Origin of the sequence: Albidovulum denitrificans (assembly GCF_002973535.1) — a bacterium.
Taxonomy (GTDB): Bacteria; Pseudomonadota; Alphaproteobacteria; order Rhodobacterales; family Rhodobacteraceae; genus Albidovulum; species Albidovulum denitrificans.
Genome location: NZ_PVEP01000001.1, coordinates 973,734 through 994,756, shown reverse-complemented (window position 1 = coordinate 994,756; position 21,023 = coordinate 973,734). Strand labels below are relative to the sequence as shown.

General features: G+C 65.8%; 18 protein-coding genes and 1 tRNA gene. 9 read left to right on the top strand and 10 right to left on the bottom strand.

Features of this window, described 5'->3' with window-relative positions; translation table 11 throughout:
• Nucleotides 1-78: 78 nt before the first annotated feature.
• The 6 genes from LX70_RS04840 (at nt 79) to LX70_RS04815 (ending at nt 5,755) form a co-directional block, all read left to right on the top strand.
• Nucleotides 79-570, top strand: coding sequence for a DUF2937 family protein (locus LX70_RS04840; protein WP_105513349.1), 492 nt, complete (start codon nt 79-81; stop codon nt 568-570).
• A gap of 85 nt (nt 571-655) precedes the next feature.
• Complete coding sequence (locus tag LX70_RS04835; protein ID WP_105513348.1) at nt 656-1,840, top strand: PQQ-dependent sugar dehydrogenase; 1,185 nt, start codon at nt 656-658, stop codon at nt 1,838-1,840.
• Between the two features lie 71 nt (nt 1,841-1,911).
• Complete coding sequence (locus LX70_RS04830) at nt 1,912-3,198, top strand: ABC transporter permease (protein WP_105513347.1); 1,287 nt, start codon at nt 1,912-1,914, stop codon at nt 3,196-3,198.
• Nucleotides 3,191-3,874, top strand: coding sequence for an ABC transporter ATP-binding protein (locus LX70_RS04825; RefSeq protein WP_105513346.1), 684 nt, complete (start codon nt 3,191-3,193; stop codon nt 3,872-3,874). Before LX70_RS04830 ends, LX70_RS04825 begins: the two co-directional genes overlap by 8 nt.
• Nucleotides 3,875-3,887: 13 nt before the next feature.
• A complete protein-coding gene (locus tag LX70_RS04820; protein WP_105513345.1) occupies nt 3,888-4,301 on the top strand; it encodes a c-type cytochrome in 414 nt (137 codons plus the stop codon).
• A gap of 86 nt (nt 4,302-4,387) precedes the next feature.
• Complete coding sequence (locus LX70_RS04815; protein ID WP_105513344.1) at nt 4,388-5,755, top strand: arylsulfotransferase family protein; 1,368 nt, start codon at nt 4,388-4,390, stop codon at nt 5,753-5,755.
• 4 nt (nt 5,756-5,759) lie between these two features.
• Here the strand turns inward: LX70_RS04815 and LX70_RS04810 are convergent, their stop codons facing one another.
• The 4 genes from LX70_RS04810 to LX70_RS04795 form a co-directional block, all read right to left on the bottom strand.
• A complete protein-coding gene (locus LX70_RS04810; protein ID WP_105513343.1) occupies nt 5,760-6,146 on the bottom strand; it encodes a DUF302 domain-containing protein in 387 nt (128 codons plus the stop codon).
• A gap of 101 nt (nt 6,147-6,247) precedes the next feature.
• On the bottom strand, nt 6,248-6,622 hold the full coding sequence (locus LX70_RS04805; RefSeq protein ID WP_105513342.1) for a GFA family protein: 375 nt from the start codon (nt 6,620-6,622) through the stop codon (nt 6,248-6,250).
• A gap of 48 nt (nt 6,623-6,670) precedes the next feature.
• Entirely contained in the window at nt 6,671-7,690 is a 1,020-nt protein-coding gene (locus tag LX70_RS04800; RefSeq protein WP_105513341.1) for a ribose-phosphate pyrophosphokinase, read from the bottom strand.
• Between the two features lie 196 nt (nt 7,691-7,886).
• Nucleotides 7,887-7,961, bottom strand: a tRNA-Gly gene (locus tag LX70_RS04795).
• A gap of 408 nt (nt 7,962-8,369) precedes the next feature.
• Between LX70_RS04795 and LX70_RS04790 the strand changes: the two genes are divergently transcribed.
• Entirely contained in the window at nt 8,370-8,975 is a 606-nt protein-coding gene (locus LX70_RS04790) for a Hint domain-containing protein (protein ID WP_105513340.1), read from the top strand.
• 8 nt (nt 8,976-8,983) lie between these two features.
• Here the strand turns inward: LX70_RS04790 and LX70_RS04785 are convergent, their stop codons facing one another.
• The 4 genes from LX70_RS04785 to LX70_RS04770 all read right to left on the bottom strand — a co-directional run bounded on the left by LX70_RS04785 (nt 8,984) and on the right by LX70_RS04770 (nt 14,865).
• On the bottom strand, nt 8,984-9,298 hold the full coding sequence (locus LX70_RS04785; protein WP_105513339.1) for a hypothetical protein: 315 nt from the start codon (nt 9,296-9,298) through the stop codon (nt 8,984-8,986).
• A 321-nt stretch (nt 9,299-9,619) separates the two neighbouring features.
• Nucleotides 9,620-10,123, bottom strand: a complete 504-nt coding sequence (locus LX70_RS04780) for a DUF2314 domain-containing protein (protein WP_105513338.1) — start codon at nt 10,121-10,123, stop codon at nt 9,620-9,622.
• 3 nt (nt 10,124-10,126) lie between these two features.
• Nucleotides 10,127-13,567, bottom strand: a complete 3,441-nt coding sequence (locus LX70_RS04775; protein ID WP_105513337.1) for a pyruvate carboxylase — start codon at nt 13,565-13,567, stop codon at nt 10,127-10,129.
• 164 nt (nt 13,568-13,731) lie between these two features.
• Nucleotides 13,732-14,865 (bottom strand): alpha-hydroxy acid oxidase, encoded by a 1,134-nt coding sequence (locus LX70_RS04770; protein WP_105513336.1) that lies wholly within the window; start codon nt 14,863-14,865, stop codon nt 13,732-13,734.
• 104 nt (nt 14,866-14,969) lie between these two features.
• Here LX70_RS04770 and LX70_RS04765 point away from each other — a divergent pair, with 104 nt between their 5' ends.
• Nucleotides 14,970-17,690: an ATP-dependent helicase gene (locus LX70_RS04765; RefSeq protein ID WP_105513335.1), complete on the top strand. Its 2,721-nt coding sequence runs from the start codon at nt 14,970-14,972 to the stop codon at nt 17,688-17,690.
• Between the two features lie 92 nt (nt 17,691-17,782).
• Here the strand turns inward: LX70_RS04765 and LX70_RS04760 are convergent, their stop codons facing one another.
• Both LX70_RS04760 and LX70_RS04755 read right to left on the bottom strand, forming a co-directional pair.
• Nucleotides 17,783-18,370, bottom strand: coding sequence for a YdeI/OmpD-associated family protein (locus LX70_RS04760; protein ID WP_105513334.1), 588 nt, complete (start codon nt 18,368-18,370; stop codon nt 17,783-17,785).
• Between the two features lie 899 nt (nt 18,371-19,269).
• Nucleotides 19,270-19,485 carry a DUF1127 domain-containing protein gene (locus LX70_RS04755; protein WP_105513333.1) on the bottom strand — a complete coding sequence of 72 codons (216 nt, stop codon included), beginning with the start codon at nt 19,483-19,485 and terminating at the stop codon, nt 19,270-19,272.
• Between the two features lie 245 nt (nt 19,486-19,730).
• Here LX70_RS04755 and LX70_RS04750 point away from each other — a divergent pair, with 245 nt between their 5' ends.
• The gene (locus LX70_RS04750) at nt 19,731-20,804 is read left to right on the top strand and encodes an Mrp/NBP35 family ATP-binding protein (protein ID WP_105513332.1); all 1,074 of its coding nucleotides are present in this window, start codon (nt 19,731-19,733) and stop codon (nt 20,802-20,804) included.
• The last annotated feature ends 219 nt before the right edge of the window (nt 20,805-21,023 follow it).

Here is a 21,023-nt window from a genome sequence, read left to right as displayed (position 1 = left end):
CATGCTCCAGCCCAGCCTTGCGCGGGGCGCGGCAAAAGCGGACACTCGGCGCAATGAAACCGCGTCCGAGGTAGGTTGATGGTCGTCAGGCTTCTTGCCCTTGCCGGTGGTGTCGCGGGCGGCCTCGCCCTGTCGCAATTCCCGGAGTTTTCGCAGCAATACCTTCAGCGGCTCGCTGGGCAGGTCGATGCGCTGTCCGCCGTGACCGCCGATTTCGATGCCTCTGCCGCCAAGTCCGGCCTGACCCGCGAGGCGGCGCTGGCGTCGATGACCGGGACCGAATTCCTCGGCTACAGGCAGGCCGACATGCGCGCCACCTTCACGCGCCATGACCGGTTGCAATCCGACCTGACCCTGTTGCGCGAGGCCGGGCCGATCGAACGGCTGTTCCTGCCGCAACGCTTCGACGATCCTGAGCTTCTAAGCGCCACCTGGTCCGATTTTCAGCCCGCCGTCCCGGCCACCACGGCGGGGGTGACGACCGGGGCGGTGGGCTTTGCGGGCGGCTGGGCCGCGATCATGGGGCTTCTGGCGCTGATCCTGCGGCCGTTCCGGCGCCGTCCCGCCTGACGCGCGCCTCTGACGCAACTGTGAGGGGCCAAATCGGGCCGGAGCGGGTTCAATGGGGACGTGACCCCGCGATTGAGGAGCCGAGATGTCCCGCACCGTTCAAGCCGCCGCCATCCTCTCCCTTCTGGCCGGTGCGGCCGCGGCCGAGGGTTGGGACCATGGCGCCCGCAACACGCCCCACCTGGCCCCGGCCCGCGCCGATCAGACCCGCGCGCCGAAGACCGAGGACGGGGTGGTTCTGACAGCCCGGACGCTGGCGCGCGGGCTGGACACGCCCTGGGCCGTCGCGGTGCTGCCCGATGGCGGCTACCTTGTCACCGAACGGGGCGGCACGCTGCGTGTCGTCGGCGCGGATGGCAGGGTGGGCGAGCCGGTCGCGGGGGTGCCGGATGTGCTGGCCGAGGGGCAGGGCGGGCTGCTCGACGTGGCGCTGGCGCCTGACTTCGCCGAAAGCCGCCGCATCTGGCTAAGCTATGCCAAACCGCTGGGCGGTGGCCTGTCGGCCACGGCGGCGGCCTATGCGACACTGGGGGCGGATAACCGGCTGACCGGGTTGACCGAGGTCTTCGTGCAGGACCCGCCATCGCCCACCGCCGCCCATTACGGGTCGCGTGTCGTGCCGGACGGCGATCATGTCTTCATCACCACGGGCGAACATTTCACCCCGCGGGAACGCCAGTTCGCGCAGGACCCGGCGAAAAGCTACGGCAAGGTGATCCGGCTGAACGCCGACGGCACGGTGCCGTCCGACAATCCATTCGCGGGGCAGGGCGGGGTCGCGGCGCAGGTCTGGTCGCTGGGTCACCGCAACCTGCAAGGCGCGGCGCTGGCACCGGACGGGGTGCTCTGGACGCTGGAACACGGGCCGCGCGGCGGGGATGAACTGAACAGGATCGCGCCGGGCCGGAACTATGGCTGGCCCGTCGTCAGCTATGGCGAGAATTACAACGGCAGCCCCATCGGCGAGGGCCTCGCCCATCGCGACGGGATGGAAGAGCCGGTCTATTTCTGGGACCCGGTCATCGCGCCGGGGGGCTTTGCCTTCTACGATGGCGCGATGCTGCCCGATTGGCAGGGCGACATCCTTGCCGCCTCGCTGAACCCCGGCGGCTTGGTGCGGCTGACGCTGGCGGAGGGACGGGTCACGGGCGAGGCGCGGTATTTCACCGGCGCCGCCCGGTTCCGCGACATCGCCATCGACCGCGACGGCGCGATCCTTGCCGTGACGGATTCGCCGGAGGGGGAGCTTTTGCGGATCACCCCGGACTGAGGGCCCTCTTGCCCTTGACCTTTCCCCCCGCCCTCGCCACCTTGCGCGCGCCCTGATGACCCGGAGCCCCGATGGCCAGCCGACCCGCGCCTTTCGCGCCTTTCGAATTCATGATCGCCTGGCGCTACCTGCGCGCGCGCCGTGCCGAGGGCGGGGTCAGCACGATGACCTGGATCAGCCTCATCGGCATCACGCTGGGGGTCATGGCGCTTGTCGTGACGCTGGCGGTGCGGGCCGGGTTTCGGACCGAGTTCGTCAATACCGTCATCGGCGCCTATGCCCATGCAGAGATCGGCAGCTATTCCTATCTGGACGAGAACGGCGTCAGCACGACCGCAATCACGGATTACGAGGCGCTGACTGCGCAGCTTCTGGCCGTGCCGGGGGTGACCCGCGCCAATCCGCGTGTCCTTGGCTATGCGATGGCGACCTATGGCAACCAGTCCGCGGTGGCCGAGGTGCATGGCGTCGCGGCCAAGGTGCTGCGCGACCTGCCGACATTCGAGGGCGCGCCGGAGCCATTGGGCGACATCGGCCGCTTTGATCAGGGGATCGCGGTCGGGGCCGGGATGGCGCGGACGCTGGGCCTTGGCATCGGTGACAAGCTGAAGCTGATCCAGCCGAACGGCGTCAAGACCGCCTTTGGTGTCAGCCCCCGCGTCAATGTCTATGAGGTTGTCTATATCTTCTCCGCCGGGCGGGCGGATGTGGACAGCGCGCGGATCTACATGCCCTTCGCCGAGGCGCAATCCTTCTTCAACCGCGAGGGTGGCGCGGACCAGATCGAGGTCTATGTCGAGCGGCCGGAGGAGATCGACGCGATGGTTCCCGCGCTGCAAGAGGCGGCGGGGGAGGGGCGCTATGTCTGGACCTGGAAGGACCGCTCGGGCGCGTTCCTGCGCGCGCTCTCGATCGAGGATGACGTGATGTTCCTGATCCTTGCGCTGGTGGTGCTGATCGCGACGCTCAACATCACCTCGGGTCTCATCATGCTGGTCAAGAACAAGGGCCGCGACATCGGCATCCTGCGCACGATGGGCCTGACCGAAGGGTCGATCCTGCGGGTCTTTTTCCTCTGCGGTGCCTTCACCGGGATCACCGGGACCATCGCCGGGGTGGCCCTTGGCAGCGTGATCGCCTGGAACATCGACGCCATCATGTCGGGCGTCAACTGGCTCAGCGGTGGCGGGGCCTGGGACCCGTCGATCCGGGGCATCTACCGGCTGCCGGCAGAGCTGCGGGCCTGGGATGTCGGGCGCGCGGTGGGGTTGTCGCTGATCCTGTCGTTCCTTGTCACCATCTTCCCCGCCCGCCGCGCGGCGCGGATGAACCCGGTCGAGGCGCTGCGCTATGAGTGAGACGGTGCTGGAACTGCGCGGGATCGCGAAGGTCTATCTGAAGGGCCAGCCGGGCGAGGTGCGGGTGCTGGACGCGCTTGACCTTGCCCTGGCGCCGGGGGAGGTCGCGGGCCTTGTCGCGCCGTCGGGCGCGGGGAAGTCCACGCTTCTCCATATAGCGGGGCTGCTTGACCGCGCGGATGCGGGGCAGGTGCTGATTTCCGGGCGCGAGGCGACCGGCCTGCCGGATGGTGAGCGCACGGCGCTTCGGCGGACCGAGGTCGGGTTCATCTATCAGTTTCACCACCTTCTGCCGGAATTCACGGCGCTGGAAAACGTTGTCCTGCCGCAGCTTGCGGCGGGTGTCGGGCGCGCGACGGCCGAGGCGCGGGCGCGCGCGTTGCTGGGGCAGGTGGGTGTTGCCGCGCGGGCCGATCACCGCCCCGCGGCGCTGTCGGGCGGCGAACAGCAGCGCGTGGCTTTCTGCCGGGCGCTGGCCAACGGGCCGCGTCTTCTTCTGGCGGATGAGCCGACCGGCAACCTTGACCCCGCGACCGCCGATCAGGTCTTTCACGTCCTGATGCAGCTTGTGCGCGAGACGGGCTTGTCCGCCCTGATCGCGACGCATAACCTTGAGATTGCGGGCCGGATGGACCGTGTGCTGCGGCTGGAAAACGGCCGGTTGATCGCAGGCTGAAGGGGGAAGTGTCATGACGAAACACCTGATCGCGCCGGGGGTTGCGGCTGTCTTCGGCCTTGCGGTCCTGGCGGCCTGCGCACCCGATGGCCGCGTCGCCGGACGCGCGCTTTACGACCAGTATTGCGTGTCCTGCCATGGCACCTCGGGCATCGGCGACGGCCCGGCGGCGGCGGGTCTTGACCATCCGCCAGCCGACCTGACGCGGATCTCCGAACGCAATGGCGGCACGTTCCCGATGGTCCGGGTGATGTCGGCGATCGACGGCTATACAAGGCGCGGCGACCGTGCCTCGGTCATGCCGGAACTGGGTGTGGCGCTTCAGGAAGGGCCTTTGGTCATGGTCCCGACCGGCGACGGGGTGGAAACGCCAACGCCCGCGAACCTGGTCGCCCTGGCGGAGTATCTGCGCGGAATTCAGCGCTAACCCGGCCCCTGGCGCCGAAAATGTTGATTTTTGAACATCGGCTGGTAACGTTCACGGGATAGGTCCCGTGGCGGAAGGGTCAGCCGATGCCGTTCGTGTCCTGGTACGAGAAGCATTATCTGCGTGTTCTGATCGGGGTGGGCGTGCTGTTCGGCGGCGCGGCGATTTTTGTGGCTGGCTATGCCAAAGGCTCGCCCAAATCCGCCTCCGCCCTCCTGATGCAATGGTCCGGCGATGCGGTCGAGGTCTTGTCCTCGGGCTGGGAGCAGGCCGCCGACCCGCTGCCGGAACATTTCCTCCAGCCGTCCCGCAAGCCGGGTGCAGGGGTGACGGTCAACACGCTGATGGACACTGATGACCTTGTTCTTCTGACCGGCTTTTTCGACGGCGATCCGGGCCTGCGCCTGATCCGGCGTGACGGCAGCACCGTGGCCTCATGGCGGGCGGCGTTCTCGGAACTGCTGCCGGAACGGGCGGACAAGCCCGGCGCGCCGCAAACCGACTGGAACGTGGATCTGCACGGATCTTACATCGAACCGGACGGGTCGGTTGTCTTCAACTTTGAATATCAGGGTACGGTGAAGCTGTCGCGCTGCGGCGAACGGCTTTGGGCGCTGCCGGAGCGGACCCATCACTCGATCGAGAAGGCCGCTGCCGGGGGCTACTGGGTTGGCGGGCTTGACGTCGATGCCGACGCGAACAATCCGACCTACCGCCCACTGGTCAGCCCGACGCGTGCGCGTGGGACGATCCAGGACGATCTGATCCTGCATGTGGGTGAGGATGGGCGCATCCTGTCCAGAAAATCGGTGTTCAAGCTGATGATGGAGAACGGTTTCGAACCGTTGCTGAGCGCGACCGGGGAAATGATGGCCAATGAATCGTTGACCGACAACGAACTCATGCACGTCAACATGATCGACGAACTTTCGTCCGACCTCGCCCCGGCCTTCCCGGAGTTCGCGGCGGGGAACCTCGTTGTTTCGGTACGCGATTACAATCTTGTCTTCGTCGTCGACCCGACCGACTGGCGCGTGAAATGGCATGGTACCGGGCCATGGCTGCGCCAGCACAGCGCGAAGTTCGTGTCGGACGGGACCATCGCGGTATTCAACAACAACACCTATTCCTATCAGTCCGGCCCCGACGGCGTGACCGATCTGAGCCAGCCGCGGACGAGCCAGATCCTTGCCGTCGATCCGGTCTCTGGCGACGCCAGGGTGCGCTACGGTGGGGATATGCTCAGCGTCTTTCGCGGCTATCTGCAAGAGCAGCCTGGCGGCGGGTTCCTGATCGCGGAACCGGAGGCGGGGCGGGTCATTCAGGTGGACGCGAAGGGCGATACGGTGTGGGAATATATCAACCGCTTCGACGACGACCGTGTGCTTGAGATGACTGGCGCCCGCGCCTTCCCGGCCGCGTATTTCACCGTGACCGACTGGTCCTGCCCCTGACGGGTCAGATCGCGGCGACTGCTTTCGCCAACATGTCCCGCACCTGTCCGGCGACGCCGGGAAGGGCCGCGTTCTGCACCGCCATCATCGAGGCGACGGGGTCTATCGCACTGACTTCGATGCCGTTTTCGACCTCGCGCAGGATCACGTTGCAGGGCAGCATGGCGCCGATCTTCGGTTCCATCCCGATCGCCTCCCAGGCCATGTTCGGGTTGCAGGCGCCAAGGATGCGGTAGCCGGGCATGTCGCGATCGAGTTTCTTCTTCATCGTCGCGGCGACGTCGATTTCGGTCAGCACGCCAAAGCCATGCGCCTGAAGGGCGGCGCGGGTGCGGGCGTCGGCCTCGTCGAAGCTGACGCCGGAAAGGGTGCGGTCGATGGTGTAGGACATGGGGGCCTCCGTTTGCCGGTCCCCCTGATATGGGGGCGGGCGGGGCGGGGTGCAAACGTTCGGGTTTGCGTCGGGTTCCTGTCGTTTATCTGTAGCGACAGCTATGGCGTCCGGTCGCGGGGGACGCGCTGTGCAAGCGGGAAGGGCGGCAGCCAGCTTTCGCGGCGGATCGTCCACAGCTCATAGGTCGGGGTGAATGCGTCGGGCGCGTCGAGGGCGCCAAGGTGGACCTCGATTTCATCGCCCCAGCGGGCGAAGACGGAGGAGCCGCAGGCGGGGCAGAAGTGGCGGCCCTTGTAGGCGCGCGTCTCGCCCGTCACGGTCACGGCGGCGGCGGGAAAGATCGCGGCGGCGAAGAAGAGCGCGCCGTGATGCTTGCGGCAGTCGAGACAGTGGCAGAGGCCCACCCGGTCAGGCGCGCCGGTGGCCGTCAGGCGCACCGCGCCGCAGAGGCATCCGCCGGTGGTGCTGGGCATCGGGGACCTCCCAAGGCTTATGCGTTCGGGCGGCGGGGACGGCTGCGGTCAGTCGCGGCTGTACATGCCCTCATAGATCGGGCCAAGCGTCTCGGCATCGAAAAGCGACGAAACCGAGGTCCCCGACCAGATGTTCATGATCGCCTGCGCGAACATCGGCGCGGTCGGGACGATGCGGATGTTCTTGGCGGATTTCACATGCTCGCTCGGCTCGATCGAATCGGTGATGACAAGGCTTTTCATCACAGATTTGGTGATCCGCTCAACCGCAGGGCCGGACAGGACGCCGTGGGTGATGTAGGAATGCACCTCGGCCGCGCCCGCCTCCATCAGCACCTCGGCCGCCTTGCAGAGCGTTCCGGCGGTGTCGCAGATGTCATCGACGATGATGCAGGTCTGCCCGGTGACGTCGCCGATCACGGTCATTTCCGCCACTTCGCCCGCCTTCACGCGGCGCTTGTCGACGATGGCCAGCCCGCAGCCGATCCGCTGCGCCAGTTCGCGCGCGCGGGCCACGCCGCCGACGTCGGGCGAGATCACGGTGACCTTGTCGAGCTTGCCCTTGAAGTGATGTTCGACATCCAGCGCGAAGATCGGCGCGGCATAGAGGTTGTCCACCGGAATGTCGAAGAAGCCCTGGATCTGCGCCGCGTGCAGGTCAAGCGTCAGGATCCGGTCCACGCCCGCCTCGGTGATGAGGTTGGCGACCAGCTTGGCGGAAATCGGCGTGCGCGCCTTGGCACGGCGGTCCTGGCGGGCATAGCCGAAATAGGGGATCACGGCGGTGATGCGATTGGCCGAGGAGCGTTTCAGCGCGTCGGTCATGATGAGAAGTTCCATCAGGTTGTCGTTCGCCGGGTTCGACGTCGACTGGATGATGTACATATCCTCACCCCGGACGTTCTCGAACACCTCGACGAAGATCTCCTGATCGTTGAAGCGTTCGACCCGCGCATCCACAAGGCCCACGTTCATGCCCCGGTGCATCGACATGCGGCGCGCGATGGATTTGCCCAAGGGACGGTTGGAATTGCCGGAGATCAGCTTCGGTTCGGTCATGCTGGCCATGTGCGGGTCCTTCTAGATCTGGTCCCCAGCGGGGCCGGATGACGGATTCGTGACGGTGACTTTCGCTTAGCACCGGGTCCGGGGTCCCGCCACCCCGGCAAACGTCCTATCGGGCGCGGTTTTCGAGAATGTCGCGATATGCAACGCAAAAGGCCGCCTTGCGGCGGCCGTTTCAGCGTTCCCTGTCCGGGAAAATTGGAGCGGGCGATGAGATTCGAACTCACGACCCTAACCTTGGCAAGGTTATGCTCTACCCCTGAGCTACGCCCGCATCCTTTGGGTGAGGCGGATTTATAAACTCTGCCGGGTGGCTGCAAGAGGAAAATCGCGGGGCGGGGTGAGAATCTTTGTCGTGCTGGCCCTGGGCGGGGGCGTGCGGCCGGAAACGGGCCTTTGTGGGGTGTTCCGGCGCCGGGGTGATTCGCCCAAATAGCGGTGAAAGCTTGAACAAGCGTATGGAATCGCTTGGAAACCTGGTTAACCGGGGATGAAGGCGGGGCGAAAACGTCGCCAAAGCCGGGGCGCGAGGGCGGATTAAGGATCGTGGCGGGATAGTGCCAAATCTTCGACGCAACCATGTCGAAATCCGGGCGAATTCGCGGTGCTGACTGGGGACATCGCCGATACGGCACCCACAACACCGCGCCCCGAGGGGCCACCGTCAGAAAGGACCACCATCATGTTCATGCAGGACATTCGCCATTTCGAACCCGCCCAGCCTGTCGATCTGCTCGCCCGGTTCATGAACCGCCAGCCCGGCGGCGTTGCCGGGGCGACGCTGATCGAGACCGAGGGCGGCTGGCGCCGGGCCGATGCGCTTGTTCCGGGGATGCGCGTTGCCACCTGGGACGGCGGGTTCCGCCCGCTTCTGGCGGTCGATACCGCGCGGCGCCACCCCGCCGGGCGCAGCCTGATCCGGGTACCGGGGGGTGTTCTGAACAATTGCGGCGCGGTCTGGCTTGACCCCGATCAGCAGGTGTTGATCCAGTCGCCGGTCGTCGCCGCCGTGCTTGAGGCCGAGGCAGCCCTTCTGCCCGCCGCGGCGCTGGAGGGGTATCGTGGCATCACCCGGCTGGCGCAGCCCGCGCCGATGGGGATCACCACGCTGCGCCTGGCCGAGGATGAGGTGATCTTTGCCGCCTCCGGTCTTTGCCTGGGCTGCCCGTCGGGGCAGGGGACGGATGCGGGCTATCACCCCGTCCTTGACCTGGCGCGGGGGCGTGACCTGATGGCGCTGATCGGCTGCGGGGCGCTCAGCCTTGACGAGCTGCCCCGCGCCGCGTGACCCGCGCCTCACGCCCCGGCCCGGCAGGTGCGAAAGATCGCCCGCGCGGGCAGGGCGGCCTCGCCCGCCTCGGGCAGGAACAGGTTCGCCGCCGCCCCGGCATCGTCGGGCGGCGGTGTGCGCATGTCCTGCCAAAGTGCGCGCGCGCGATCCTCGACCGCGCCGATCTGGCGGGCGATGCGCGCGAACGCCTCGGCCCGCTGGACCGGCGAACAGTCCTCGGCCGTGCCGAGCCAGCCCAGCGTGCCGCGCAGCCCGCCCAGCGTCAGGATCACGTCCTGCACCAGAAAGACCTCAAGCGCCGCGTGTCTGTCATGAATCATCTTGCTACCCCTTCATTCCCCGCAGGCAGGGTAGAGGGGGGCGATTAACGCTGGCCTAACGGGGCAGGGTCGGCGGACGACCGCGGGGGGGCGCCGCGACGGTTGAGGTTGCCACTTTATGGTGACGGTGCATCCATCGTTCGTTCAGCGCGCCACGTTGCAGAAGCGGCCGCCCATGCGGGCGGTCGGCCGCTGGCCCGGCGGGGCCGGAGGGGGGTGACGGCGGCAGCGTCCCGGACCTGATCCGGGACCTCTTCTTCCGGTGGCGGAGGTCCCGGATCGGGGTCCGGGACGGCGAGGTATGGGCCTCCCCCCCCCCGCTCAGCGCCAATCGGCGGGCATCGGGTCCTTCGACAGAAGATCGGTGATATAGGCGGCGGATTCGGCGTCAAGCTGCGGGATCATCACGCGGGTGGTGTAATGGCCGTAAAGGTGGCCGTCCGGCCCCTCGAACCCCCAATCCTCGATCTGGTCGCGGGTGAAGGTCAGCGTGTCGCCGATCTGCATCCCCGGCAGCGCCACGGGTTCGTTGGCAAGCTCTCCCTTGCCCTGACCGTCGGGCGACAGCATGAAGGGAGAGACCCAGATGATCTCATGCTCCATCTCGGGATGGTCCACCTTCACCGAGACCTTGACCGAATATTCGATCGCCGAAAGCTTTGTCCCGGCCCCGGCATGGGCCAGAAAGACCGGCAGGGTGGAAACCGCCGTTTCGATGGCGCGGTTCATCACCGGGTCGTCGCCGGCGAAATTGATGGTGGGGTCCTGCGCCCGCGCCAGCCCCGGCAGGGCCAGCGAGAGGGCAAGAAGACAGGCAAAACGCATCACTCATTCCAGTTCTATCAACAGGTCCTTTGCGTCGATCTGTGCGCCCGCCGCGACATGCAGCGCCTTGACGGTGGCGGGGCGGTCGGCATGGATGCCGGTTTCCATCTTCATCGCCTCGATGGTCAGCAGAAGGTCGCCCGCGTTGACCTTCTGCCCCGCCGTCACGGCGACGGAGGCGACGGAACCGGGCATCGGCGCGCCGATATGGTTGGGGTTGCCCTCGGCCGCCTTGGGCTTGGTCGCGGTCGCGGCCTTGACCAGACGGTTCGGCACCCGGATCACGCGGGGCTGGCCGTTCAGTTCGAAGAAGACCTTCACCTCACCCTGATCGTCGGTCTCGCCCACGGTCTGAAGCCGGATTTCCAGCGTCTTGCCGGGGTCGATCTCGGCCGTGATCTCCTGCCCCGGCTCCATGCCGTAGAAGAAGATCGGCGTCGGCAGCGTGCGGACCGGGCCATAGTTGCGGTGCCGACCCATGTAGTCGAGGAAGACCTTGGGATACATCAGGTAGCCGTTGAGGTCCTCATCGTCGATCCTGAAACCACCAAGCTCGCCCGAGACCTCGGCGCGCGTCGCCTCAAGATCGACCGGCGTCAGGTGCTTGCCGGGGCGTTCGGTATTGGGCGCCTCGCCCTTCAAGACCTTCCTGACGATGCCTTCGGGGAAGCCGCCCGGCGGCTGGCCGAGATTGCCGCGCATCATGTCGACGACAGAGTCGGGGAAGGCCACGTCGATGCCCGGGTCCTCTACCTGCGCCCGTGTCAGGCCCTGCGCCACCATCATCAGCGCCATGTCGCCCACGACCTTCGAGGAGGGCGTGACCTTGACGATATCGCCGAACATCCGGTTCACATCGGCATAGGTCTGGGCCACCTCATGCCAGCGTTCCTCAAGGCCAAGGGACCGCGCCTGCGCCTTGAGGTTGGTGAACTGCCCGCCCGGCATTTCGTGCAGGTAGACCTCCGACGCCGGGGCTTCGAGCCCGCTTTCGAAGGCCGCATACTGGTGGCGCACGGCCTCCCAATAGTTCGAAATCTCACGGATGGCGGCGATGTCGAGGCCGGTGTCACGCTCCGTATGCGCCATCGCCTCGACGATGGAGCCAAGGCAGGGCTGCGAGGTCCCGCCCGAGAAGGCATCCATCGCCGCATCCACGGCCGAAACTCCGGCATCGGCGGCGGCAAGGATCGTGGCGCCTGCGATTCCGCTCGTGTCATGGGTGTGGAAGTGGATCGGCAGGCCGACCTCTTCCTTCAGCGCCTTGAAGAGGGCGCGGGCCGCGGCGGGCTTCAGCAGCCCCGCCATGTCCTTCAGGCCCAGCACATGCGCGCCCGCGGCCTTCAGCTCTTTCCCCATCGCGACGTAATAGTTCAGGTCATACTTCGCGCGGTCCGGGTTCAGGATGTCGCCCGTGTAGCAGATCGCCGCCTCGCAGACCTTGTCGTTCGCGATCACCGCATCCATCGCGACGCGCATGTTTTCGACCCAGTTGAGACTGTCGAAAACGCGGAAGACGTCGATGCCGGTGGTCGCGGCCTGACGCACGAATTCCTGCACCACGTTGTCGGGATAGTTGGTGTAACCGACCCCGTTCGAGGCGCGCAGCAGCATCTGCGTCATCAGGTTCGGCATCGCCGCGCGCAGGTCGCGCAAACGCTGCCATGGGCATTCCTGCAAGAAGCGATAGGCGACGTCGAAGGTCGCGCCGCCCCAGCATTCGACGGAGAAAAGCGGGGAGAGGTTCGCCGCATAGGCCGGCGCCACCTTGATCATGTCGATCGAGCGCATCCGCGTGGCCAGAAGCGACTGATGCCCGTCGCGCATCGTCGTGTCGGTCAGCAGAAGCTTTTTCTGCGCCCCCATCCAGTCGGCAACCGCCTGCGGACCCTTTTCGACCAGCAGGTCGCGGGTCCCCTTCGCGGGGGCCTTGGCCGGACGCGGGGCCTTTGGCGGGCGCGCCTCGGCATGGGGCCGGGCACGGCCCGCCGTCTCCGGGTGTCCGTTCACCGTGATGTCGGCGATATAGGTCAGGATCTTCGTCGCCCGGTCGCGGCGCTTTTTGAAGCTGAAAAGATCCGGCGTCGTGTCGATGAACTTGGTCGTATAGGTGTTGTCGAGGAAGGTCGGGTGCTTCAGCAGGTTTTCGACAAAGGCGATGTTGGTGCTGACACCGCGCACGCGGAATTCGCGCAGCGCCCGGTCCATGCGGCTGATCGCCTGTTCCGGCGTCGGCGCCCAGGCCGTGACCTTGACCAGAAGCGAGTCGTAGTAGCGGGTGATGACGCCGCCCGCATAGGCCGTGCCGCCATCAAGGCGGATGCCCATGCCGGTCGCGGAGCGATAGGCGGTGATGCGGCCGTAATCGGGGATGAAGTTGTTCTGCGGGTCCTCGGTCGTGACCCGGCACTGGATCGCATGGCCGCGAAGCTGTACGTCCTCTTGCCGCGCGACGCCGGTCGCCTCGGCCAGGGTCTTGCCCTCGGCGATCTTGATCTGGGCCTGCACGATGTCGATGCCGGTCACCTCTTCGGTGACGGTATGTTCGACCTGAACGCGGGGGTTGACCTCGATGAAGTAGAACTGGCCGGAGTCCATATCCATCAGGAACTCGACCGTCCCCGCGCATTCGTAATTCACATGGGCGCAGATCTTGCGGCCAAGCTCGCAGATCTCGGCCCGCTGCGCATCGGTCAGATAGGGCGCGGGGGCGCGTTCGACGACCTTCTGGTTGCGGCGCTGGACGGTGCAGTCGCGTTCAAAGAGGTGATAGATCTGCCCGTGCTGGTCGCCGAGGATCTGCACCTCGACATGGCGCGCGCGCAGGATCATCTTTTCCAGATAGCCCTCGCCATTGCCAAAGGCCGCTTCCGCCTCACGCCGCCCCTCGCGGACCTTCTCGACCAGCTCCTCGGGCTTGGTGATCGGGCGCATGCCCCGGCCGCCGCCGCCCCATGAGGCCTTGAGCATCAGCGGATAGCCGATTTCCGCGGCCTCGCGCTTGATCGCGTCGAAATCATCGCCCAGCACCTCGGTCGCCGGGATCACCGGCACACCGGCGGCAATGGCGACGCGGCGGGCCGAGGCCTTGTCGCCAAGGGCGCGCATCGTTTCGGCCTTCGGGCCGATGAAGGTGATGCCGTTCGCCGCGCAGGCTTCGACGAAATCGGGGTTCTCCGACAGAAGGCCATAGCCCGGATGGATCGCGTCGGCGCCGCATTCCTTCGCCACCCGGATGATCTCGGGGATCGACAGATAGGCCGCGACCGGCCCCATGCCCTCGCCGATCCGGTAGGCCTCATCCGCCTTGAAGCGGTGAAGCGACAGCTTGTCCTCCTCGGCATAGACCGCCACGGTCCGTTTGCCCAACTCGGTCGCCGCCCGCATCACGCGGATCGCGATCTCACCCCGGTTGGCCACTAGGATCTTCTTGAAGTCGGTCATGCCAGGCTCTCCCATTGCGCGGCGCGAAGATTAGCGATGCTGCGCTGCGGCGCAATGCCTTAGGGCCGCAGAGTGTAAGGTTTCTGTAACATTTTGCCCGTGATACCGCGCCCCGTGCCGCAGGCTGCTGCGGGAACGAAGCAATTCCGCCGAAAACGACCGGGTCAGCCGATCAGGCGGGCGCGGACATCGGTCAGGCTGCGGGTCCCCATCTGGCCCATGTTGGAAATCAGGTCGAGCCTCAGCATATCGACCAGATGCGCGGGACCAGCTTCGCCCAACGCGGCCAGTGCATAGTGCCAGGCCCGCCCCATCATCACGAAATCCGCGCCGAGTGCCACGGCGCGCAGCATGTCCAGCCCGCCCTCGATCCCGCTGTCGAAGATCACCGGCAGGGTCGTGGCGGCGCGCACCTCGGGCAAAGCCTCGATCGAGGCGGGGGCGGCGTCGAACTGCCGCCCGGCATGGTTCGAGACCCAGATCGCGTCCACGCCTTCGTCCTGCAAGCGCGCGGCATCGTCGGCGCGCAGCACGCCCTTGACGATAAACGGGCCGTCCCAGGCGTCGCGCAACCATTTGACATAGTCCCAGTCGGGCGAGGTGCGCAGCAGATAGCCCACATGCGCGGTGGAGGACGTCTTCACCGACGTGTCGGCGTAGCTGTCCATCAGCCGCATCCGGGGCATCCCGTGTTTCAGGGTGCCAAGCGCCCAGGCCGGGCGCTGCATCACCTGCGCCAGAAGGCGCGGCGTCAGGCGCGGCGGCTGGGTCAGGCCCGACCGGGTCTGGCGTTCCCGGCGGCTGGCGACCGGCACGTCAACGGTCAGGATCAGCGCGGAAAACCCCGCCGCCTTCGCGCGTTTCAGCATGTCGGTGCGGATGCCGGGATCGCGCGGGGGGTACATCTGGAACCAGCCATGCGCGCCCAGATGGGGTGCCACCGCCTCGGGCGTCTGGGCGGCGACGGTGGAAAGGCCATAGGGAATGCCCGCCGCCGCGGCCGCCGCCGCCAGCATCCGTTCCGCATCGGGCCAGAAGATGCCCGACATGCCGACGGGCGAGATGCCGAAGGGCAGGGGATAGGTCTGGCCGAACATCTGCACGCTCAGGTCCGGGGTGAATTCGCCATGCAGGACCGAGGGGCTGAGCAGAACCTCATCCAGCTTCGCGCGGTTCCGGCCCTGCGTCGCCTCGGTTCCCGTGGCGCTTTCGAGGTATTCCCAGACGAACCACGGCATCCGCGCCCTTGCGCGGGCTTTCAGGTCGGAGAGGGCGGGGTAGCGCGAATGCAGGTCCATGGCGGCATTTCTTCTTGGCCTGCGCGGGAAAGTCCAGCGTAACGGAAGGAACAGAGTGTGAACTTGTCTTTTATTCGCGAAACGATGCGTCTAGATTGTCGCGCATGAGCAGCTTTGACGATGCCGACGCCTTTGAAGGCGCATCCCTTTCCGCCCGCGCCATGGCCGCGCGGCCTGCGCCCTATCTTGACGGGCTGAACCCCGCGCAGCGCGAGGCGGTGGATGCGCTGGACGGCCCGGTCCTGATGCTGGCGGGGGCCGGGACCGGCAAGACCCGCGCGCTGACGGCGCGGATCGCGCATCTTCTGGGGCAGGGCAGGGCGCGGACGAATGAGATCCTCGCCGTCACCTTCACCAACAAGGCCGCGCGCGAGATGAAGGAAAGGGTCGGGCGGCTGATGGGCGGCCCGGTGGAAGGCCTGCCCTGGATGGGGACCTTCCATTCGCTCTGCGTGAAAATCCTGCGCCGCCATGCGGAGTTGGTTGGGCTGAAATCCAACTTCACCATTCTCGATACCGATGACCAGATCCGGCTGATGAAGCAGTTGATCGTCGCGGCCAATATCGACGAAAAACGCTGGCCCGCGCGGCAACTGGCCGGGTTGATCGACAGTTGGAAGAACCGCGCCTGGGGGCCGGAGCAGGTCCCCGCCGCCGAAGCCAGCCATTTCAACAACATGGGAACCGAACTTTACGCGGCCTATCAACAACGTCTTCTGGCGCTGAACGCCTGCGATTTCGGCGATCTCCTGCTTCACGTCGTGACCATCTTCCAGACCCGGCCTGACGTTCTGGAACAATATCAGCGCTGGTTCCGCTATATTCTGGTGGACGAATATCAGGATACGAACATCGCCCAGTATCTCTGGCTGCGGCTTCTGGCGGGCAGGCACAAGAACATCTGCTGCGTGGGCGACGACGACCAGTCGATCTATGGCTGGCGCGGCGCCGAGGTCGGCAACATCCTGCGGTTCGAAAAGGACTTCCCCGGCGCCAAGGTGATCCGGCTGGAACAGAACTATCGTTCCACCGAACACATCCTCGCCGCCGCCTCGCGGCTGATTTCGGGTAACGCGGAGCGTTTGGGCAAGGATCTCTGGACCGAAGAAAAGGGGGGAGAGAAGATTCGCCTGATCGGCCATTGGGACGGCGAGGAAGAGGCCCGCTGGATCGGGGAGGAGATTGAAGCGCTCTACAGCGGCGTGTCGGCTATCGCCAAACGCAGGCAGAACGCTCGGTCTGTATCGCCCGGACAGGAAGCAGATCGCTTGGCCAAAGGCGGCACGGTCTCGAAGAATCGCGATGGGGATATTCATCAGGTAAATCTCATGCGGGCGGAGAGCTTGACGCCCGAAGGACGTTCCAATCTCCCGATCCCGCAGACTTTTGGACTCGACGAAATGGCCATCCTCGTCCGCGCCAGCCACCAGATGCGCGCCTTCGAGGACCGTTTCCTGACCATCGGCCTGCCCTACCGCGTCATCGGCGGCCCGCGATTCTATGAGCGGTTGGAGATCCGCGACGCGATGGCCTATTTCCGCCTCGCCGTGTCGCCCGAGGACGATCTGGCGTTTGAGCGGGTGGTCAACACCCCCAAGCGCGGGCTGGGCGACAAGGCACAGCAGGTGATTCAGCGTCAGGCGCGGGAGGATGGCGTCAACCTGTTGGAAGGCGCGCGCTACTGCGTAGCGTCGGGTCAGATCGGCGGCAAGGGCGGGGCGCAGTTGCGCGTCTTTGTCGAGGCGGTGGACCGCTGGCACTGGTTTATTCGAAATGTCGGGAATGAATTGGAGATTAAGAAGCGCAAAGAAGCGATTGGCGTCTTTGATGAAGCGATCGCGCAGTTGGCGGCTGAACTCGATGAATTTCCCGAACCTGAAGGCGCCGATCGAGCGCTGGCGGAGCCAATTGCTATTGAACTTGAACAGTATCAATCCAAACGATGGCTGGTTGAAAGGGAGCTATCGTTCCTAGACGGGGACCACGTCCGCCTCGCCGAGACGATCCTTGAAGACTCCGGCTACACCGAGATGTGGCAGAACGACAAGACGCCCGAGGCGCCGGGGCGGCTGGAGAACCTGAAAGAACTCGTGAAGGCGCTGGAATCCTTCGATAATCTTCAGGGTTTCCTCGAACATGTCTCGCTTATCATGGACAATGACAGCGAGGATGCGGAGGAGAAGATCACCATCATGACGCTTCACGCCGCCAAGGGGCTGGAGTTTCCGGTGGTCTTCCTGCCGGGATGGGAGGACGGGCTGTTCCCGTCCCAACGCTCCATGGATGAAAGCGGGTTGAAGGGGCTGGAGGAGGAGCGGCGGCTGGCCTATGTCGGCATCACGCGGGCCGAGGAGCTTTGCACGATCTCCTATGCGTCGAACCGCCGGATCTATGGGCGATGGGAGGCGCAATATAAGTCGCGTTTTCTCGAAGAACTTCCTGACGAGCACATAGACGACATTAGCTCTCCGAGCCTTTACGGCGGCGGCTTTGGCGCCGCCGGTCAGGGCTTCGGCACCTCGGCGGTCGAGGATCGCGCTGCCCGCGCCGACGTCTACAACTCACCCGGCTGGAAGCGGTTGCAGGACCGCGCCGGAAGCCGCCCCGTCAGCCAGCCGCGCGAGGCACGTCATGTCGTGATCGACCTCGACGCGGTGTCGTCCTTCACCGAGGGCGACCGGGTGTTCCACAAGAAGTTCGGCTACGGCACGGTCGAGGCGCTTGAGGGCGACAAGCTGGAGGTGGCGTTCGACAAGGCGGGGACGAAGCATGTCCTGGCGGGATATGTCGTCGCCGCCGACATCGCGGACGAGATCCCGTTCTGAGTTATAGCATTTCGGGTTTGCACTGAATCAGAATTCGAACTTATTACGTTCGAATTCTGATGCTTGCTTTCTCAACGTAGACCCGAAACGCTTTAACGGTCGTTCAACCCCTTGCCGGCAAAGATCTTTTCCGCCGCCTTGTCGATTCGTGAGACGCGCGTCTTGGACTGTTTCGCCTGCGAGACATGCAGCACCCAACTGCGCCGCCGCCCCGGTGTCAGCGCCTCGAACGCGGTGCGGAGCGCATCGTCCGCATCCAGCCGGTCGACAAGCTCGGCCGGATAATCCAGGTCGTCCTTCGGCAGATCGACCTTCAGCCCGGCCTTCTCGATCCCGATCGCCTCGGCAAGGTAATCGGCAAGCGTCGGCGCCAGCCGCCTTACCTCCTCCACGCTGGTGACCTTCACCACCCGTGTGCTGCGCGAATTTTCACCTTGCGCGACAAGGATGCCCGCCTTGTCCGCCAGCAGCACACCCTTGAAGAACCCCAGCGCCGCGTGGTCCTTGAAGCCCCAGACCAGCGCGACGTTGTGGCCGTCATGGGTATAGACGGGGGAGCGCCACTTGAAGTCTTCGCACAACCCGCTGTCACGCAGGACCCCGCGCAGGGCGGCCAGTTCCGCGCGCCATCTGTCCTGCCTTGCATAGAACACCTCGGCCTTGGGGTTCGCGCGTCCCATCTTTGCCTCCGTCTGCCCTGCGGGCGGGAAGGGTAGGGCGCGAACCGGCCGCTGTCCATCGCGGGTCGGCATCGGGGCATAAATGGCAGACGCCACAAGGAGTTGCGTTTCGGTCGAGAAAAAGTCGTTGAAAAACAGAGCGGCGATCTCAAAGCCGAGCCGGGATTGGCTTTCTTCTCAGAAGACCTTGCCTCTCACGGGCCGCATGGCGCTTGCAACGCCGAAGCTGCCCTTCGGGCAGCGCGCGGCGAACGGTGGTACTGAGCCCTTCGCGGTCGCTCCCCCTGCCCGGAACCAAGGCGCGTCCCGCGCCGCCGGGCATCGCCCGACCGCCCCACCGGGCGGGCGATATTGCACCGTCCCGACCCGAACAGCCGTTGGAGGTGGGCCGCACCATAAAGCGCTTCCGAACAGCCCGCCCTACGCCCACCCGCGGTCGGGCAATGCCTCGGACGAAAAAGGCAGAACTATCTGACGCTTTTCATAAAAAAACGGCGGCCCCAGGGAGGAGGAGGGGGCCGCCGTCATGACGCTCTGGTCCCAGGGAGGAGGAGGGGACCTCACGTTTTGATGTGAAGGGGCGGTGGCAGCTCAGGGAGGAGGAGGAGCTGCCACCGTCTTCACTACGGTCCCGCCCAGGGAGGAGGAGGGGCGGGGTCGTATCACGTTGGGCCGTTCAGGCCCGAATGTCGTCCGGCAGACCGCCGGGGGGTGAAGGCGCGGCGGTCCCAGGGAGGAGGAGGGGACCGCCGCTCTTCTGCACGGGACCTCCAGGGAGGAGGAGGGAGGTTGCCCGTGTCCTGGTGGACCCGAAGGTCCGGTCTTGTGCGGCCGTTTCCGGGAGGAGGGCGTGCCGCTTTTTCCGGGGCCAGGGAGGAGGAGGAGGCCCCGGAGAAACCTTACTTGCCGTAGGCGGCTTCCATCGCGACCGCGCCGATCATCGACCGGGCGATGCCCAGATCCGCCAGATCGCGGTTGGAGAGCGATTTCAGCTCGGCGAGGGTCTGGCGATAGACCCGGTTGCGGCGGCGCTGGTCGCGGAACTTCTCGACCAGGGCGCCAAGGCCGTGGAAAAACCCGAACTCACCGCTGCGTGTTACGTTTGCAAAAGCCATCTCGTCGTCTCGTCTTTTCGTCTAGCTGGCGACCTGTCTGTCACCGTTGGGGCTAACATGAGGTTTATGCTGCGATTGCACAATAGCCCTTCGAAGCAATGCTGCCATGCAGCAATTGCATGGCCGAGGGGGGCAATTTTGTGTTCCGTTACGGCAACTTGCACAATTATGTCACAATTCCCACGTGGCCACTTCATTGTCGGGCGACATGGTCATAAATTGGGCAAAACGGGAAAGGTAGTACGATGGATGTGACGCGTGAAAAGATAGTTGAGGCCCTTGGGCGGATCGCCCTGCCGGATGGCAAGGATCTGGTTTCCGCCGATCTGGTGCGCGCCCTGTCCGTCACCGATGGCGCGGTGCGATTCGTCATCGAGGTGCCGGACCCCGCCGTCGCGCGGCAGATGGAGCCGGTGCTGAAGGCGGCCGAGGCCGCGGCGCAGGCGGTGCCGGGGGTGACCTCCGTTTCGGCCGTGCTGACTGCGCATGGCCCGGCGCCGAAACCGGCCGAGCCGCCCAGCCTGAAGATCGGCGGCCACCCGACGCCGCAGACCGGCCCCCAGCAGATCAGCGGCATCGACCGCATCGTCGCCATCGCCTCCGGCAAGGGCGGGGTGGGCAAGTCCACCCTGTCCTCGAACCTCGCCGTCGCGCTGGCGCGGCAGGGGCGGCGGGTCGGGTTGCTGGACGCCGATATATACGGTCCCTCGCAGCCGCGGATGATGGGCGTCAACAAGCGCCCCGGTTCGCCCGACGGCAAGCGTATCCTGCCGCTTGAGGCGCATGGCGTCGTGATGATGTCGATCGGGTTGATGCTGAAAGAGGGCGAGGCGGTCGTCTGGCGCGGCCCTATGCTGATGGGCGCGCTGCAACAACTGCTTGAACAGGTGTTCTGGGGCGAGCTTGACGTGCTGATCGTCGACCTGCCGCCGGGGACCGGGGATGTGCAGCTGACGCTGTGTCAGCGCACCCATATGACCGGCGCCATCGTCGTGTCGACGCCGCAGGACGTGGCGCTGATCGACGCGCGGCGCGCCATCGACATGTTCGGCAAGCTCAAGACCCCGATCCTTGGCCTGGTGGAGAACATGTCCACCTATGTCTGCCCGAATTGCGGGCATGAGGCGCATCTGTTCGGTCATGGCGGCGTCGCGGCCGAGGCCGAGGCGCTGGGCGTCCCCTTCCTGGGCGAGGTCCCGCTGAGCCTTGAGATCCGGCAGGCGGGCGACACCGGCGTGCCGGTCGCCGCCGGAGAGGGGCCGATGGCCGAGGCCTATGCCCGCCTCGCCGCGCGCCTGATCGCGGGCGGAATGGCCTGACGCGCCGCTGAACGCACCCGGCTTCGGGATTTCATGGGAATGATGCCCCTCCTCTGGGAGGGCATGGGAAACTCTGGGGATCACGCCGCTTGCGCCGAATCAATCGGGCGTGAGTCGGCGTGATTTTCCGCGATTCCGGGCGGTTTTTGCTGGGGAAGGCCGTGCGCCCGGGCGAAATCTGGAATTTTCTGGGATTTTGCGGGAATTTATCTTCTTGCC